This is a genomic window from Paenibacillus borealis (genome assembly GCF_000758665.1).
Lineage (GTDB): Bacteria > Bacillota > Bacilli > Paenibacillales > Paenibacillaceae > Paenibacillus_AQ > Paenibacillus_AQ borealis.
Map to the genome: position 1 here is coordinate 4,193,156 of NZ_CP009285.1, position 15,717 is coordinate 4,208,872.

General features: G+C 46.5%; 13 protein-coding genes and 1 pseudogene. 10 read left to right on the forward strand and 4 right to left on the reverse strand.

Annotated features, from left to right (window positions below):
* Positions 1–9: 9 nt before the first annotated feature.
* The 3 genes from PBOR_RS37000 (at position 10) to ppsA (ending at position 4,482) form a co-directional block, all read left to right on the forward strand.
* Positions 10–159, forward strand: a complete 150-nt coding sequence (locus PBOR_RS37000; protein WP_157764059.1) for a hypothetical protein — start codon at positions 10–12, stop codon at positions 157–159.
* A gap of 246 nt (positions 160–405) precedes the next feature.
* The gene (locus PBOR_RS17720) at positions 406–1,680 is read left to right on the forward strand and encodes a BNR-4 repeat-containing protein (RefSeq protein WP_042213870.1); all 1,275 of its coding nucleotides are present in this window, start codon (positions 406–408) and stop codon (positions 1,678–1,680) included.
* A gap of 192 nt (positions 1,681–1,872) precedes the next feature.
* Positions 1,873–4,482 (forward strand): phosphoenolpyruvate synthase, encoded by a 2,610-nt coding sequence (gene ppsA / locus PBOR_RS17725; RefSeq protein ID WP_042213872.1) that lies wholly within the window; start codon positions 1,873–1,875, stop codon positions 4,480–4,482.
* A 47-nt stretch (positions 4,483–4,529) separates the two neighbouring features.
* Here ppsA and PBOR_RS17730 read toward each other — a convergent pair whose 3' ends face one another.
* The gene (locus tag PBOR_RS17730; protein ID WP_052429527.1) at positions 4,530–5,018 is read right to left on the reverse strand and encodes a MerR family transcriptional regulator; all 489 of its coding nucleotides are present in this window, start codon (positions 5,016–5,018) and stop codon (positions 4,530–4,532) included.
* Positions 5,019–5,187: 169 nt separating this feature from the next.
* On the opposite strand from PBOR_RS17730, the gene PBOR_RS17735 reads away from it, so the two are divergent.
* From PBOR_RS17735 to PBOR_RS17740, 3 genes and pseudogenes are all read left to right on the forward strand, one after another.
* A complete protein-coding gene (locus PBOR_RS17735; protein WP_042213874.1) occupies positions 5,188–6,321 on the forward strand; it encodes an NADH-dependent flavin oxidoreductase in 1,134 nt (377 codons plus the stop codon).
* A 43-nt stretch (positions 6,322–6,364) separates the two neighbouring features.
* A pseudogene (locus PBOR_RS36655) lies at positions 6,365–6,508 on the forward strand (alpha/beta hydrolase fold domain-containing protein); the annotation flags it as partial.
* A 97-nt stretch (positions 6,509–6,605) separates the two neighbouring features.
* The gene (locus PBOR_RS17740) at positions 6,606–6,962 is read left to right on the forward strand and encodes a hypothetical protein (RefSeq protein WP_042213876.1); all 357 of its coding nucleotides are present in this window, start codon (positions 6,606–6,608) and stop codon (positions 6,960–6,962) included.
* A 73-nt stretch (positions 6,963–7,035) separates the two neighbouring features.
* Here PBOR_RS17740 and melA read toward each other — a convergent pair whose 3' ends face one another.
* Positions 7,036–8,334 carry an alpha-glucosidase/alpha-galactosidase gene (melA, locus tag PBOR_RS17745; protein ID WP_042213878.1) on the reverse strand — a complete coding sequence of 433 codons (1,299 nt, stop codon included), beginning with the start codon at positions 8,332–8,334 and terminating at the stop codon, positions 7,036–7,038.
* A gap of 183 nt (positions 8,335–8,517) precedes the next feature.
* Here melA and PBOR_RS17750 point away from each other — a divergent pair, with 183 nt between their 5' ends.
* The 4 genes from PBOR_RS17750 (at position 8,518) to PBOR_RS17765 (ending at position 14,726) form a co-directional block, all read left to right on the forward strand.
* Positions 8,518–9,381, forward strand: a complete 864-nt coding sequence (locus PBOR_RS17750; protein ID WP_174479819.1) for an AraC family transcriptional regulator — start codon at positions 8,518–8,520, stop codon at positions 9,379–9,381.
* 52 nt (positions 9,382–9,433) lie between these two features.
* Positions 9,434–9,916 carry an NUDIX hydrolase gene (locus PBOR_RS17755; protein ID WP_042213880.1) on the forward strand — a complete coding sequence of 161 codons (483 nt, stop codon included), beginning with the start codon at positions 9,434–9,436 and terminating at the stop codon, positions 9,914–9,916.
* Between the two features lie 212 nt (positions 9,917–10,128).
* Positions 10,129–14,106 carry a collagen binding domain-containing protein gene (locus tag PBOR_RS17760; protein WP_052429528.1) on the forward strand — a complete coding sequence of 1,326 codons (3,978 nt, stop codon included), beginning with the start codon at positions 10,129–10,131 and terminating at the stop codon, positions 14,104–14,106.
* A 311-nt stretch (positions 14,107–14,417) separates the two neighbouring features.
* Positions 14,418–14,726 carry a hypothetical protein gene (locus PBOR_RS17765; RefSeq protein WP_042213882.1) on the forward strand — a complete coding sequence of 103 codons (309 nt, stop codon included), beginning with the start codon at positions 14,418–14,420 and terminating at the stop codon, positions 14,724–14,726.
* 39 nt (positions 14,727–14,765) lie between these two features.
* On the opposite strand, the gene PBOR_RS17770 is transcribed toward PBOR_RS17765, so the two are convergent.
* Positions 14,766–15,422 carry an MgtC/SapB family protein gene (locus PBOR_RS17770; RefSeq protein ID WP_042213885.1) on the reverse strand — a complete coding sequence of 219 codons (657 nt, stop codon included), beginning with the start codon at positions 15,420–15,422 and terminating at the stop codon, positions 14,766–14,768.
* Between the two features lie 125 nt (positions 15,423–15,547).
* A complete protein-coding gene (locus tag PBOR_RS37005; protein WP_157764060.1) occupies positions 15,548–15,709 on the reverse strand; it encodes a hypothetical protein in 162 nt (53 codons plus the stop codon).
* Positions 15,710–15,717: the final 8 nt, after the last annotated feature.

Sequence of the window (15,717 nt, forward strand, 5' to 3'; positions counted from 1 at the left end):
GCCACGCAGATGCTTCAGCTTCAAAAAAAGGAAAGTCCGGATCCCGGACTTTTCTTTTTTTATCATTTAGGAAATAATTCAATTCCCCAAAATGCGGATAACTTTGAAGAAGCGGTTACAGAAGCTGGGAACAAACGGCATTGGCAAGGGCGTGGTTGAGTGGGTGGTCGGGAACGGAGGACCTGATCGAACCTTTAGTAAGGTGTTGATTCACGCGTTAGGGTGATTTTGTTCTCCTATACAGTAATCTTGCAAAAGTACAGTAACAATCCCTTCAGCCGCATGATATCCTTGGCCAGAAATACTTGATGGACCGATAGGAAAGGAGGGGCAGCAGACATTTTTGAATGCGTTTACAATTAATGCTGTTGATTAAATCTCATTTATTGATTGGAGGCAGAATGAATGAACAAGATCAAAAAATGGAAGCTCGGACTCGTTATGGCGGCGGTGCTGATGCTGATGCTGCCGGCGGGAACAGGAAGTGCAGCCCCTGTGCTGGAAGAGGTGCCATTTCCGATGGATTCCAGCAACCAGGCCGGATGGTGGTCTCCCCTTGCCACGTATGGACTTGGTTATGAGTATGCGTATATGGCCTATAATGCACCGGGAACTATTGCCGGTAAACACACGGTAGCGATAGCCAGACGGGATAACGACGGGATTTGGAGTAAGCTGCCGCTCATGAACGGCACCGTGCCGGCAGAATATCTCGACGATCTCGGGCATAATCAGCCCTCGATGGCCAGAGACGGGAGCGGCCGCTTTCACGTATTTGCCTCCATGCACAGCAATCCATGGCAGTACTTCCGCTCGGATACGGTAGGCGGGATTCCGCAGAATCACTCCGATGAACTGCCCCTAGGCATGACAGTAACCTACCCGGTATTGACGACAGCCCCTAACGGGGATTTGTATCTGATGGTACGTATAGATAAAGATCCGGCAGGCAAAAGAGAGGCCGTTCTGTTCCGCTGGAATAATGCCGAATCGGTATGGACCCAGGTGAAGGTGATTGCAGCACATCTTAACCGGTCTGTATACCCTGACGATCTGGTCTTTGATGCCAACGGAGATCTTCATATCTTGTTCGAGTGGGCGTATTTCGCCGCCAGCCCCTTGCGCCACCAGTTGTCTTATCTGAAATATAGTCCTTCCACGGGAATATTCTCCAAAGCGGACGGAACAACAGTTTCAGCGCCTGTCTCACTGACAACAGCGGATATTGTGCAGCCTCTGGCTCCAGGGGAAGCCTATGTACAGAGCGGCAGTGATCCCGGCGGACCGGGCGTTCAGAGCGCCAAGATGACGCTCGATACTCTTGGCCGTCCGGTTATTGCTTACCGCTATCGTGAAGAAAGCGCCACGAGCTTCTCGGTCAAGCTGGCCACGTATGGCACAGGAGGCTGGACGCTGCAAACGGTCTATAATGCAGCTCCGACTACGGCTGCGATTGATGTGACTTGGGCAGGCAATGCCGCAAGAATCTATTACGTGAAAAGCAGCGGAAGCGACCGTGCGTTCATGGCCGTAAATACGGGCGGAGGCTGGACCGAAACATCGCTTGCGCCGGGCATTCCGGTCGAGCGGCTGGCGGTGGACCGCAGTCCTAAAGGCATTGATATCCTGTATCTGGTGGACGTGACGAATCTGAAGCTCTACTACGGGCGTAACAATTAGACTGCAAAAAAAGAACCTGAGCGGCTGCCCAGGTTCTTCATATTGCATATAAACATACACGATGATATAATCACTTAACAACTGACTTAATTTTAGGTTCGCAAAGATAACGCATCCTATATATTTAATATAACATGCCGGAAATTTCTTGTCAATTTTTTTTCTCAACTCAATAGTTAGGGGAGATACGGAATGGGTTCTTGGGTTCTGGGTTTTGAGGAAATGGATAATACGCAGCTGCTGCTTGTTGGCGGCAAAGGGTTAAATCTGGGGATGTTAACTGGAATAGAAGGCGTCCAAGTCCCCGAAGGCTTCTGTGTTACTACGGCGGGTTATCAGGAAGCAATCTTGCATAACGAAACCTATCATGCTTTGCTAAGCCGGCTGACAACACTGCGGGTGGATGAACGGGAGCAGATTGCGGCAATCAGCAGGGAGATCCGCCAGACCATTACGGAAGCAGAAATTCCTTCCGGGGTTGTAACTGCAGTTACACAGGCTCTCTCCCGGCTAGGGAGTGAACAGGCTTACGCGGTACGTTCCAGTGCGACTGCTGAGGATCTGCCGCACGCCTCTTTTGCCGGTCAGCAAGACACTTATTTAAATATTATCGGCGTTGACGCCATCCTTCAGCATATCAGCAAATGTTGGGCTTCACTATTCACGGACCGCGCGGTAATCTACCGGATGCAGAATGGCTTTGACCACAGTCAGGTCTATTTATCTGTTATCGTTCAACGGATGGTCTTCCCGCAGGCTTCAGGTATTCTATTTACCGCTGATCCGGTAACGAATAACCGCAAGCTGCTGTCCATCGATGCCAGCTTTGGACTTGGAGAAGCATTGGTCTCAGGTCTGGTGTCTGCCGATTCATATAAGGTGAAGAACAAGGAAATCGTGGATAAGCGGATAGCAGCCAAAAAACTGGCCATCTACGGACTACCGGAAGGCGGTACCGAGACCCGGCAGCTCGATCCCGTGCAGCAACAGGCTCAGACCCTTACAGAGCCACAGATTTTACAGCTCGCACAGATCGGAAGAGAAATCGAGGCTTATTTCGGCTCCCCCCAGGATATTGAATGGTGTCTAGCTGATGATACCTTCTATATTGTGCAGAGCCGGCCTATTACTACTCTATTCCCGATCCCCGAAGCCATTGATCAAAAGAACCGCGCTTATGTATCTGTCGGTCATGGACAAATGATGACCGATGCCATGAAACCGCTGGGACTGTCTTTTCACCTGTTAATTACTCCTGCGCCCATGCGTATAGCCGGAGGAAGACTGTTTGTTGATGTCACCGCCCATTTGGCTTCGGCCGCCAGAAAGACAATCATCGATACCCTGGGGAAATCCGATCCGCTTGTTAAAGACGCGCTTATGACTATCGTGGAGCGGGGTGATTTTATACCTTTGTCACCGGAGGTTGAATCAGCAGCCGGGCCTGGTAAAAGCTCCGGTAAGCTGCCGGCGGTTGATCTGGTACCGATCGGAAGCGATCCGACCATCGTTACAAAGCTGATTAAGAGCAATGAAGCATCGGTAGAAGAGCTGAAATACAATATCCGGACGAAATCAGGATCAGATTTATTTGATTTTATCCGGGAAGATATCCAGGAGCTAAAGAAGGTTCTGTTTGACCCGCAAAGTACGGCGGTGTTCATGGCCGCAATGGATGCTTCTGCATGGATCAATGACCATATTAACGAGTGGTTAGGGGAAATAAACGCGGCAGATACACTTTCGCAATCCGTGCAGAACAATATTACTTCGGAAATGGGTCTGGCGCTGATGGATGTCGCTGATGTGATTCGTCCTTACCCGCAGGTCATTGATTATTTACAGAGTGTGCAAGAGGATAACTTCATGGACGGACTGATTACCTTAGAGGGTGGACAAGAAACCCGTGACGCCCTGACGGATTATCTCAGCACGTACGGAATGCGCTGCACCGGCGAAATCGACATTACCAGAACCCGGTGGAGCGAGAAGCCGGCAATCCTGATTCCTATGATTCTAAGTAACATCAGGAACTTTGCGCCTAATGCCAGCAGGCAGAAATTTGAGCAGGGGCGGCAGGAAGCCTGGGATAAAGAACAGGAGCTGTTAGACCGCCTGAAGCAGTTACCGGAGGGGGAACACAAAGCCCGCGAAACCAAACAAATGATTGACCTGGTCCGGAATTTCATTGGTTACCGGGAATATCCCAAATACGGCATGGTTAGCCGCTACCTGGTTTACAAGCAGGCGATCATGAAGGAAGCCGCACGGCTTGTTCAAGCAGGTGTTATCGACGATAAAGAAGATATATTCTACCTCAATTTCGAAGAGCTTCACCAAGTCGTGCGCACGAATACAATCGATTACCAGCTCATTAATAGACGTAAAGATGACTATAAATTATATGATAAGCTCACTCCCCCGCGCGTGATCACGTCTGATGGAGAAATCCTATCCGGCCAGTACAAACGGGAGCATCTCCCGCCAGGAGCAATTGCAGGTCTGCCTGTGTCTTCCGGTGTAATAGAAGGCCGGGCACGTGTAATCTTCAACATGGAAGAGGCTAATCTGGAGGAGGGGGATATCCTGGTGACCTTATTCACCGACCCCAGCTGGACCCCATTGTTCGTCTCCATTAAGGCCTTAGTCACCGAAGTCGGCGGACTGATGACCCATGGAGCTGTCATCGCACGGGAGTATGGCTTACCGGCAGTGGTCGGAGTGGAGAATGCCACCAGACTGATCCAGGACGGGCAACGCATCCGTGTGCATGGAACCGAGGGGTATGTCGAGATATTGTGAAAAGAAAAATATTGACTTCGTGTGCACACGAAGCCCTAGACTATCTTTCAGGGTGATACATGGACCTTTGATGCTGAATTGATATGTTCAGGTATAACATATTTCTCACCGCATTCCGGGTTATTGTTCACCGGGTTCCAGGTATCATTCAATTGACCAGCCAAAACATTTTTGTAATAAGCCTTCTTTGCCTTGATGTGCATTAATTGAAGGTTGTACTCATGTATCTTTGTCTCTAGTTCTTTTTCCTGCTTTGCAACAAGCTCAGCCCTGTCAGGAATCGTCTCATCACCTTGCAAACACATAGCAACGTAATGCTTGACCTCTGAAACCGGCAATCCTGAAATACGAAAGGAGTGTACCATTCGTAACCAATCCAGATCATGGTCAGAGAATAGGCGGTTGTTTCTGCCATCTCTTGAAACGAAAGGGATTAATTGTTGGTCATCGTAGTAGCGGATCGTATGTTTTGTTAGTCCAGTGATTTCAGATACATCTTTAATCGTATATTTGGGTTCATGTAATGACTGATTCAAAATTCCATACCTCCATGATATTGACTTCGAGTAACTCGAATACTTTATGGTGTCATTGTAACAAGCTTGTTGCCGCTCATCAACTGGTAATCATCTTACGAATAAAGGCTTCATCATAAGACAACAATTACTAAAGTTTATAAATGAATAATTAGAAAGAGGTAAGAAAATGAACACAAATTATGACAACCTGCTCGAATCTTTCTCATTTAAAAATGGTATTTCTCTTAGAAATCGCGTTGTAATGTCACCTATGACCACTTGGGCCAGTAATGACGATTATACAATTTCAGATGATGAAGTGAACTATTACAGAAGAAGAGTAGCAGGTGTAGGTCTGGTTATAACAGGCTGTACACATGTTCAACCTAATGGAATTGGTTTTACGAATGAATTTGCAGCTTATGACGATAAATTTATTCCAAGTTTACGCAGATTGGCGGATGCGGCCAAAAGCGGCGGAGCTGCTGCTGTGCTTCAAATTTTTCATGCAGGAAACAAAGCACTCCCGGATCTTACACCAAATGGAGATGTAGTTAGTTCCAGTGCTGTTGAGACGGAAGCTACTGGATTTGCTCCTTCCGTTACACCGAGAGAACTTTCGCACGATGAAATACTGGAAGTCATTCATGCATTTGGAGAAACAACAAGACGAGCTATTGAAGCAGGGTTTGATGGGGTTGAAATTCATGGCGCACACGGATTTTTAGTTCAAAACTTTTTCTCTCCATTCTTCAACAGACGTGAGGATGATTGGGGAGGATCACTTGAGAACCGCCTTCGTTTTCCACTGGCAATAGTTAAGGAAATGAAAAAAGTTATAGAAAAACATGCTGCTAAACCATTTATTTTCGGCTACCGGATTTCTCCTGATGAACATCAAATAGGCGGCATAAGAATGAAAGATACTTATGTACTGATTGAACGGCTAATTGAAGCAGAAGTTGATTATGTGCATGCTTCACTACCTGATGCTCTTTCCTCTAAGCCAGTCGACAGCCAAGATGATAAGACTTATCTTGAGTTGATCGTTGAACATGTGAATAGCCGGATTCCCCTGCTGGCTGCGGGTTCTATGGCAACACCAGATGATGTTGCAACAGGTTTAGATAAGGGACTTAACCTGGCTGTGATCGGACATGCGTTAATTACAGATCCTGATTGGATTGAAAAGGTTCAAAGAGGACAGGAATCAGAAATTCAAACTGCTATAAAGGCTTCCAATATTAATAAGATTGAGCTTCCGGAAAAACTTTGGGATGTCATTCAAGCTTCAGGTCCGTGGTTTAATATCGAAAATTAGTTTTTCTAGTGGAATTGGAGAAGGCCATAAGCAAATGCCGACTATGAAACAGGACGACAAGCTAACCGGGCAGGGAATTGAAATCAATACTTTTGTATATCCCAAAATGAATCATGTGTTTGTCGTGATGCCCATCCCCGAAGCCGTAGATGCCCGGCGGAAGATTATTGAGATCATTAACAACTAGGTGACCCGGATTGCAAACTTATTGTTGACTGCTTAATTATGGTATATTATCCCTATTAATTGCCAGCAGAATTATGGTACTTAGGAGAGGGTTGTATATGAAACTAGCAAAATTATTAAAGTTATCAATAACACTGTTGTTCGTTCTAATGATCTGCTCAGCATGCCAGAATAACAAGGAAGGAGAGACAGGCGAATATATTTCACTGAATGAATTAACAAGCTTAACGGAAAAAGGCGATTCACTGGATTGGAGCGATCTCAACAAGTACTCTTTTGAGGACACCGGTTCGGGATTATATATAAGGAGTTATCCTATCGAAGGAGGGCACCAGCTTGTACTTACGGGTAGAAGCCTGGAGAGTCCGCCGGATAAGATGTATATCATTGATCAAAGCGGCAAGGAGCTGGATTTCAATCAAGATAACTTAAGCGAATGGTATGAGTTAAAATAATATTTAATTCAAATTAAAGAAGCCGCCAATAAGACGGCTTCTTGGTTTATGACGATAAATCAAATCCCGCCTTCTATTGATACTCAGGCAGCCAGTCGCCGTGGGCAGCAATCAGCTCATCACACATGTTAACGATATCGTCCATCGAGAGCTCTGCTGCGGTATGCGGGTCCAGCATGGCTGCATGGTAGATATGCTCTTTCTTGCGTGTGATGGCGGCTTCAATTGTCAACAGCTGTGTATTGATATTGGTCCGGTTAAGCGCCGCACATTGCGGAGGCAGATCGCCTACGTAGGTTGGAGTGACTCCGCTGCGGTCCACCAGGCAAGGGACCTCGACAACGGCCTCCTTTGGCAGATTCGTAATCAGTCCGGTGTTCATTATGTTGCCGCCGATCTTAAACGGTACGTTAGTTTCAATCGCTTCCAGAATATATGAGGCATACTCATGGGAACGTTCATGCTTCAGCTCCTGATTATTCACCAGCTCCTCACGCATTTGCTCCCAGCGTCCGATCTGTTCTACACAGCGGCGCGGATATTCGTCAAGGGGGATCTGGAACCGGTCGATCAGCTCAGGATAATTTCTTTTGATGAAGTAAGGATGGTATTCCGCATTATGCTCGGAGGATTCCGTAATATAGTAGCCGAATTTCAGCATCATCTCATAGCGGACCATATCGCCGTGAGGCTCAAGCTGCTTCTCTGCGGCGAGGCGCTTGATCTCCGGGTACAAATCCTTGCCGTCCTTGGTAACCTTAAGCAGCCAGGCCATGTGGTTAATACCGGCAATTGTCGCCTGCACACCTTCCTGATCGATCCCGAGGTGACTGAATAATCCGGGAATACATTGCTGCACGCTGTGGCATAATCCCACCGTCTTCACGCCACCGTAAGTATTCATCACATTCGTTAGAACAGCCATCGGGTTCGTGTAGTTCAGGAACAGCGCATCCGGGCAGACTTCACGAATATCCGCAGCGAAATCAAGCATGACCGGAATCGTGCGCAAATTGCGGAATATTCCGCCGATGCCTGCGGTGTCTGCAATGGTCTGACGCAAGCCGTATTTCTTCGGAATTTCAAAATCTGTAATGGTGCACGGATCATACCCGCCGACCTGAATCGCATTGATCACATATTTGGCACCGCGCAGCGCTTCCTTACGGTCGGTATAGGCGATGATGGTACAGGTGCTGCCGCCGCTGTGCTTCAGGTTGTTCAGCATATTCTCGGAATCTTTGAGCCGCTGAAGATCAATATCATACAAGGCAAGCTCGAACCCCTGCAGGGCAGGTGTAGCCATGATATCTCCCAGGACGTTTTTGGCAAAAACAGTACTTCCGGCACCGATAAATGTAATTTTCGACATTGGATGTTCTCCTCCTGTAAGTTGCGGAATACGCTTCATTCATATGGGGAATAGGAACACTATTCCTTATGATAATCGTTGTTGTAGAAGCTTTTTTCGCTGTTTTCTTCTATAATCACTATAGAATAGAACAGAAGGCGCGGCTATGGAGAAAGACAAGATGGATATGGAGGAATGTTGCATATGAATCCGGAGCACTATGATTTTGTTATAGGCATTAACCTCACACCCGAGGAGAAGGAGCTGTCTGTGCTGTTCAGCGGAGAAGCGAGACCGCATCCCGGCCATACCATCGGACCTTCTGTACACGATTATTACTTAATACATACTGTTCTGGAAGGTGAAGGTCTGTTTCAAAGCGGGACGTTCTCTGCGCAGTGTAAGAGCGGCGACACTTTCATTATTTTCCCGGGCGCGCTCTTCAGTTATCAGGCAGATCGGGATGCCCCATGGCATTATGCATGGGTAGCCTTGCAGGGGATAGGTGTTCAGGAACTTTTCTTGGCTGTAGGGATTACAAGGGAAATGCCTTTCATGCATTCCGCTAATGTCGCAGAGCTGCATAGTCTGTACGAGAGGATCCGGAATTCTTTCATGCAATCCGCCTACCCGCAGCTGGAGAGTCTGGAGGCTTCAGGCTGGGCACGGCTGCTGCTTCATCAATTCGGGCTGGGCAATGTAAGTGCGCTACCCCTGCACCCTGCCGAAATGCCCGAGATTATTGACCGGCAGATCGACCAGGCGATCCGCTGGATTTCGCTGCAGTTCCATCAGCAGATCAGTATTGATCATCTGGCGTCCTCCCTCGGCTACCACCGGGTGCATCTGTCCAAAGCCTTCAAGCAGAGAACAGGTCTGTCACCTAAACAGTTTTTGCTCAAAATTCGGATGGACAAAGCCAGAGATCTGCTCGGGGGGACGCTGACCATTGAGCAGGTGGCATCGTCCGTCGGCTTCAATGATGCGCTGTATTTCTCCAAGCAATTCCGCAAGCACACCGGCATGCCGCCGAGTGAGTACCGGGCCAGTCTGAGAAGAGGGGAATAGCTGGGGCACGGCCAAATTTTAGTTATTATTTAGAGATTGGTGGAATTTAATCATGAAAAACAGAGATTGGTTATTCGCAGAAGAGAATCGAATTCATAATTTCCGGAGCGCCGCAGTTTTGCTTCATGAGGGTAAAATTCTTCTTCAAAGAGGAGTCGAAGATACTGAATATGCTCTTCCAGGTGGGCATGTGGCTTGGGGGGAGACAAGTGCAGAGGCTCTCATCCGCGAGTATAAGGAAGAGCTCGGCGTAACCATATCAGTAGAGCGGCTAATTTGGGTTGAGGAAACCTTTTGGAAGTGGGGATTGAAAGAAGCGCATACGTTATGTCATTATCATATGGTTCGTTTAAACAGTGCTTCGCAGATTCCTTTAAGCGGACTTTTTAAGTCTTTAGAAACAGATGAATCCAGATTGATTTTCCAGTGGGTTGATATCAATGAATTACAGGAGTATAAGGTTTACCCTGAGTTTCTTCAGTATAAAATCTCGAATTTAGCAGATGGGATTGAGCACTTTGTAACCCGTAACTAATATTACATACATATATAAATTAACCTGCCGAGCTTAACTTGGCGGGTTATTTTGTTTTTCCACACGCAAATCAGGAAGCTGTTCAGAAATTGTTCATATGTCAGGTTTACAGTAACTTAAACTGCTGTCAGCGCAGTTCTCCCACAAGTTGCGCAGGCAATGCATGAAGCTTCAAACACAATCGATGACGAAAAAGGAGGAAGTATTCATCAATGAAAATGAAAAAGATTAGCATTTGGCTCGTACTTATTCTGTTGGTTACCCAATGGACAACAAGCTTTGGCTCTTTCACTGAACGTGCTCATGCAGAACCCAGTAACATTACGGAGAATCTGATCACCAGCGTTTCCCTGGCCGTGTATACGGATGAGCACTACTCAGAGACAGTCACCGGAAATGTATATCAGCTGGATTCCTATTCTGAGCTGAACTACACGTGGTCATTATCAGATGGGCACGGTTATGAAGCAGGCTCCACGTTTGAATTTAATATTCCTGACCAATTTGAGCTTTATAACGATTTGGATGGGGATCTTCAATTTGGCGGGGATACAGTAGGCACCTATCATGTCAATAAGAATAATAATCATGTTGTCTTTACGTTTAATGAATTTATTGAACAATATGATCAAGTAGGAGGGACATTTACTGTCCGTTCACTGCTTAGCTCCAAAAAAATAAAAGGGTCGACCACACAGCTTGTGGCGTTTCCTATTAATGGCGGCACCCAGGTGATTGAACTTCATTTCAAGCCTAACGTCAGTTCAACTGTAGAGAAGAAAGGTACTCCCTTGCCTCAATTCTACAATCCGACGCAAATCGGCTGGACCGTCGATGTCAACAAGACATTGGAAAGTGTCGGTAATGCTGCCGTCACCGATGCGATCCCGGCTGGTTTGTCGCTTGACACAGGCACCATTGTTGTCCGTGAACTTGAAGTGAAGCTGGATGGCACAGTAACACCTGGAGCCATTGTTCCGGGCAGCAGTTATGATGCTTCCGGGTCCACTCCGGCGAAGCTGGACTTGAAATTCAATCAGAGTCCGATCACCAAGGCGTATCGTGTAGAATTCACCACCGATATTACAGCCAGCGGTGAGGACGCAACAAGCTATGAGAATACAGCAGTATTTACGGGAGATAACGGGTTATCCAAAGAATCGAAGGCTACCGTAACCGTAGGACGGGGCAAGCCGCTTAATAAGGTAACCACCAGCTATGACCCGGCAACCCAGATTATTGGCTGGGCCATTGATTTCAATTACAATGAAAAGTTTATTCCGGCAAACGACGCGGTTCTGAAGGATACCATCGACCTCCAACAGGAACTCATTCCAGATTCGCTGAAGGTGTACCCGGTGACTATTGCGGCCGATGGTAAAGGGGTCAAAGATGCCCAGCCGCTTCCGGATAATAAATACACGGTTACAGATTCAGTGGCAGATGGTAAATATCATTTTGAAATCAAATTCAAAGATGATATTGATTCAGCTTACCGCATCGAATACAAGACAAAGGCACCTGACCGTGTATTCAAAAATGGTAAGGTCACTAATGAAGTGATTTTCGGTGAACATACAAGCACAGCTACCCGGGATATCTCCCAACAAATATTGACCAAGAGTAACAGCAATACAGATTATCTGAACAAGACGGTAAATTGGACGATTACGATCAATAAAGATTCCAAAACAATGAATAATCTAATAGTCACGGATACCTTCGTTAACGCAGGGCTCAAGCTTGTACCTGGTAGTCTTTTGATTAAACCTTCCGGGGGAGGTACGGCTGTCGATCATGAGGTTGTTAATACCGAACATGATCCTGTAGCGGCGAATGACGGGTTCACGATTACTTTTAAAGCTCCGATCAATGAACCCTACATTATCACCTACACAACTAAGTTCAACTATGATTGGTTGACGGTGGGGAAAGACCGGTTTATCAATCAGGCAGTGCTGGATTGGTTAGAGACTGGGGAATCTACAACACGGACCATTACGGCAACATCCACATTTGATCCAAGACCTGAAGTGAAGAATAACGGACTCAAGAATGGATCTTATGATGCCTTCAACAAAAAGATTACCTGGAATATCGGGGCCAACTACAACATGAAAACACTGACCAATGCCAAATTGGTGGATACGATTACCAGTGGTCAAGTTGTGGATCTGGATTCCGTTAAGGTATTCAAATGGATCTACGGCACCAATGGAAACCCTTCGGTGGATGTAAACGTCGATGAAGAAGATTACAAGGTAACTCTAACCGGCGATAAGCTGGAGGTAAGCTTTAACAAAACAATCAATTATGCCTTTTACGTTACCTTTAAGACTACTTTCAAAGATCAGGTCATTGATCTGAAGGATGTCGATAACACTGCAGTGCTGTATGACGGCACAACCAAGGAATCCGCAGACCTTAAAGCTTCTGTCAACATTCCTAATGGAGGCGAATATATCGCCAAGACAGGTGCACAAAACAACAATAAGATTGACTGGACGGTTTATATCAACCGTAATCAATCCGTTGTGAGGGATGCAATAGTAACAGATATTCCTAGTGAGAATCAAATTCTGCTCACCAACACCTATCATCTCTTTAAGACAAATGTTGGAAGCGACGGGAAGATCACCTCTTCCGGAGTGGAACTGATTCGCGGCACAGATTATACGCTGACCTTCAAGAAGGACAATGAAGGCAAAGAAAGCTTCGAACTGAAGTTTACCAAAGAAATCTCGGAAGCTTATATTCTTCAATACCAATCTGTGATCACTGCACAAAATAATGAAACAGTCAGCAACGAAGTGAATCTCGCAGGCAAGAATGTCAAAGAGGTTACCAAAGAAAGTAATTCTGAAGTCACGGTCAAGCTCTCCAGCGGATCAGGCACAGGCAGCGGTGTGAGAGGCACACTCAGCATTGAAAAGATTGATGCGAATAATCAGAACAAGACGCTCGAAGGAGCTGCCTTTGACTTATTCCGCGTCATTGGCAATGAGCAGATTTGGATTAATGAGGGAGTAACAGATGATTCAGGTAAGCTTGAATTCACAAAACTGCTCGGTGGCGATTATGCAGTAGTTGAAAAAATTGCACCTGCAGGTTATCTGTTAGATACGACACCTCATGCAGTTAAAATTAATTCAACTACGGGTATTGATCTGAAAATTAAAAACATAACATCAGCGACGCCAACACCATCGCCAACGGCCACACCGACGCCGACTGTTGTGCCGACACCATCGCCGACTGTAGCGCCGACGCCATCACCGACAGCAACACCAGCACCAACAGCAACACCGACACCATCGCCGACAGCAACACCAACAGTAGCGCCAACACCATCGCCGACAGCAACACCAACAGTGGCACCGACACCATCGCCGACAGCAACGCCATCACCAACAGCAACGCCAACTGTTGCGCCTACACCAGTACCAACAGTGAAACCAACGGCAACTCCAACTGTTGCACCAACACCAGTACCAACGGCGACGCCGACTGTTGCGCCAACACAAGCACCAACGGCCACACCGACTGTTGCACCAACGGCGACACCAGCTCCAACAGAACCAGCGACGCCAACAGCAACACCATATGTACCATATGTACCTTCAACACCGTCATCGACACCAACAACTCCTTCAATACCAGGAGTCATAGTCACACCGGGTCCGACAGTAGTTCCAACGGTGACACCATCAGTTTCACCATCGGCTTCACCAGAAACTACAAGTGCACCTACAAACGCACCGACAGCGACACCTGTAATTAGCAGTCCGCCTAGTCCTCAGCCTACAGCTGTCAACACAATAGAGGATATTCCGGTCGAGGGTGAAATCCCGCTTGGGGGGATTCCTAGCCTTGGTGAAGAGCCTGAACATGGAACCGTCGTGATTACACCAGACGGGAAATGGAAGTACACACCTGATCCTGGCTATACCGGAAAAGACAAGTTCACTATTATCGTTAGCAATAATGGAGAGGACCAGGAAATCGAAATCGAAGTAGTGGTAGATGAAGTGCCTAAAGGAACAATTGATGAACCTTCACAGAATCAAAGCGGTCTGCCAGGTAAGCTGCCTCAGACCGGTGAAGAAAGTCCGATAGGCATGTACCTAGCCGGCATTGGTCTGATCATCCTTGGGTTCGTACTCTCGAAGAGATTTAAGACACGCAAGTAGAAACGGTTTTGCCGTCACTTATAAAGACAGTACCGTTTCAGCGAGAAATAGAAGGAAAAATTATCGTCGTGTGAAAGAATCGGCAAAATCGCCCTGTTAGCTTAGGCTGGCAGGGTATTTTTTTGTCTTTAGAAAAGGTGTGAAGTCTTAGCCCGAATTCAACAGGATCAAGGATGCTTAACTTTGCCTGTAACCCTTCATCAGTGTAAAAGAAAAAAAATCTAGCCGATACTTCATTAAATTAACGAGCAGGATAATTCCGTTCAATGGTAAGATAAACTTAATAATTAATTCGAGAATGGAGGGATCATGTGGAGCTTAACCTTGAGAAAGAGCTAAAGAAAATTTGTATAGAACTTTCTGTGAAGTTAAGAGGGAATGGCGGCGGGAATGGGAATGCGTTAATTGATCACGACTTGATTCAACAACTTCATACCACATTGGATGCCTACAAAGAAACGATCCATAAAGAAGAAATGGTTTCTAAAGAATTAGTATGGTCTCTTTTATATACCTGCAGCAGGTTCTATATCCAAAGTAATTATTCTAGAAACGCTGTAGATCTCATGAAAGAATATGATGAACTAAATAATAAGTTACTTTATGTTTTCGGCAATTAGACGCCTGACCATAAACAGTTTGTTTAGGTCAGGCTCTTATTATTCCACCTGCATTCGGATAATATGGGAATCCTGATTCATAACCGCAAGCAGTGTCTCCAAGTGAGCTTTGCGTTGAAATTTCACCGTCATAACTATAGTGGTAAGCTCAGCTTCGCGTTCCGCTTCGAAAGCCAGCACAGATATATCATGTCTCTGCAACAGATTCAGCATTTGTTCCGTTGTCTGCTCATAATAATCTGTTACAAGGGTGACCCGCTCGGTCTGTGGTGAACTTAGCCAGCTGATATGCCCATGCAGAATGATCTGTCCCACAAAAATGATCAAGGCCACTCCTATACCGATGAGATACATACCGGCACCAACTGCCATCCCAATTCCTGCTGTAGTCCAAATTCCTGCGGCTGTAGTTAATCCTTTGACCGTATTGTTCTGCATGAAGATCATTCCAGCTCCCAGGAAACCTACACCGCTAACGATACCCGCAGCAATTCTCGATGGATCAACGGACAGATTCTCCCAGCCGATCTGATCCTGAAATCCGTATTTCGAGACGATAATCATTAGCGCCGCACCCACAGCTACAACAAAATGTGTACGTACTCCGGCTTCCTTCATGCGGTTCTTCCGCTCGAATCCGATGAAGATCCCACATAAACCCGCTAATACTACCCGGCCCAGCAATTCAAATTCCATCCAGTTCCCCTCCCGTACGACCCTTTGAATCTTTAGAGTTGGCATAAACAACTTCACTGCCGATATCGCTGTACAACTAAGTATGAATTTACCTCAAGGTGCATCTCCAACAAAAAAGGCTCGCCCTATTGGCGAACCTTGGCAGCAGATCGAACCTGCTTTAATTTAGCTATTGCATCACTAACCATTTTGTCACGCTCGGGATTGGCGCCAGGCATCGATTGCTCAACGTAGTGACCACTTGCAAATCGACGAGCAGCATCATCAAGACTCATTTTCTTCTTCATGACAATCA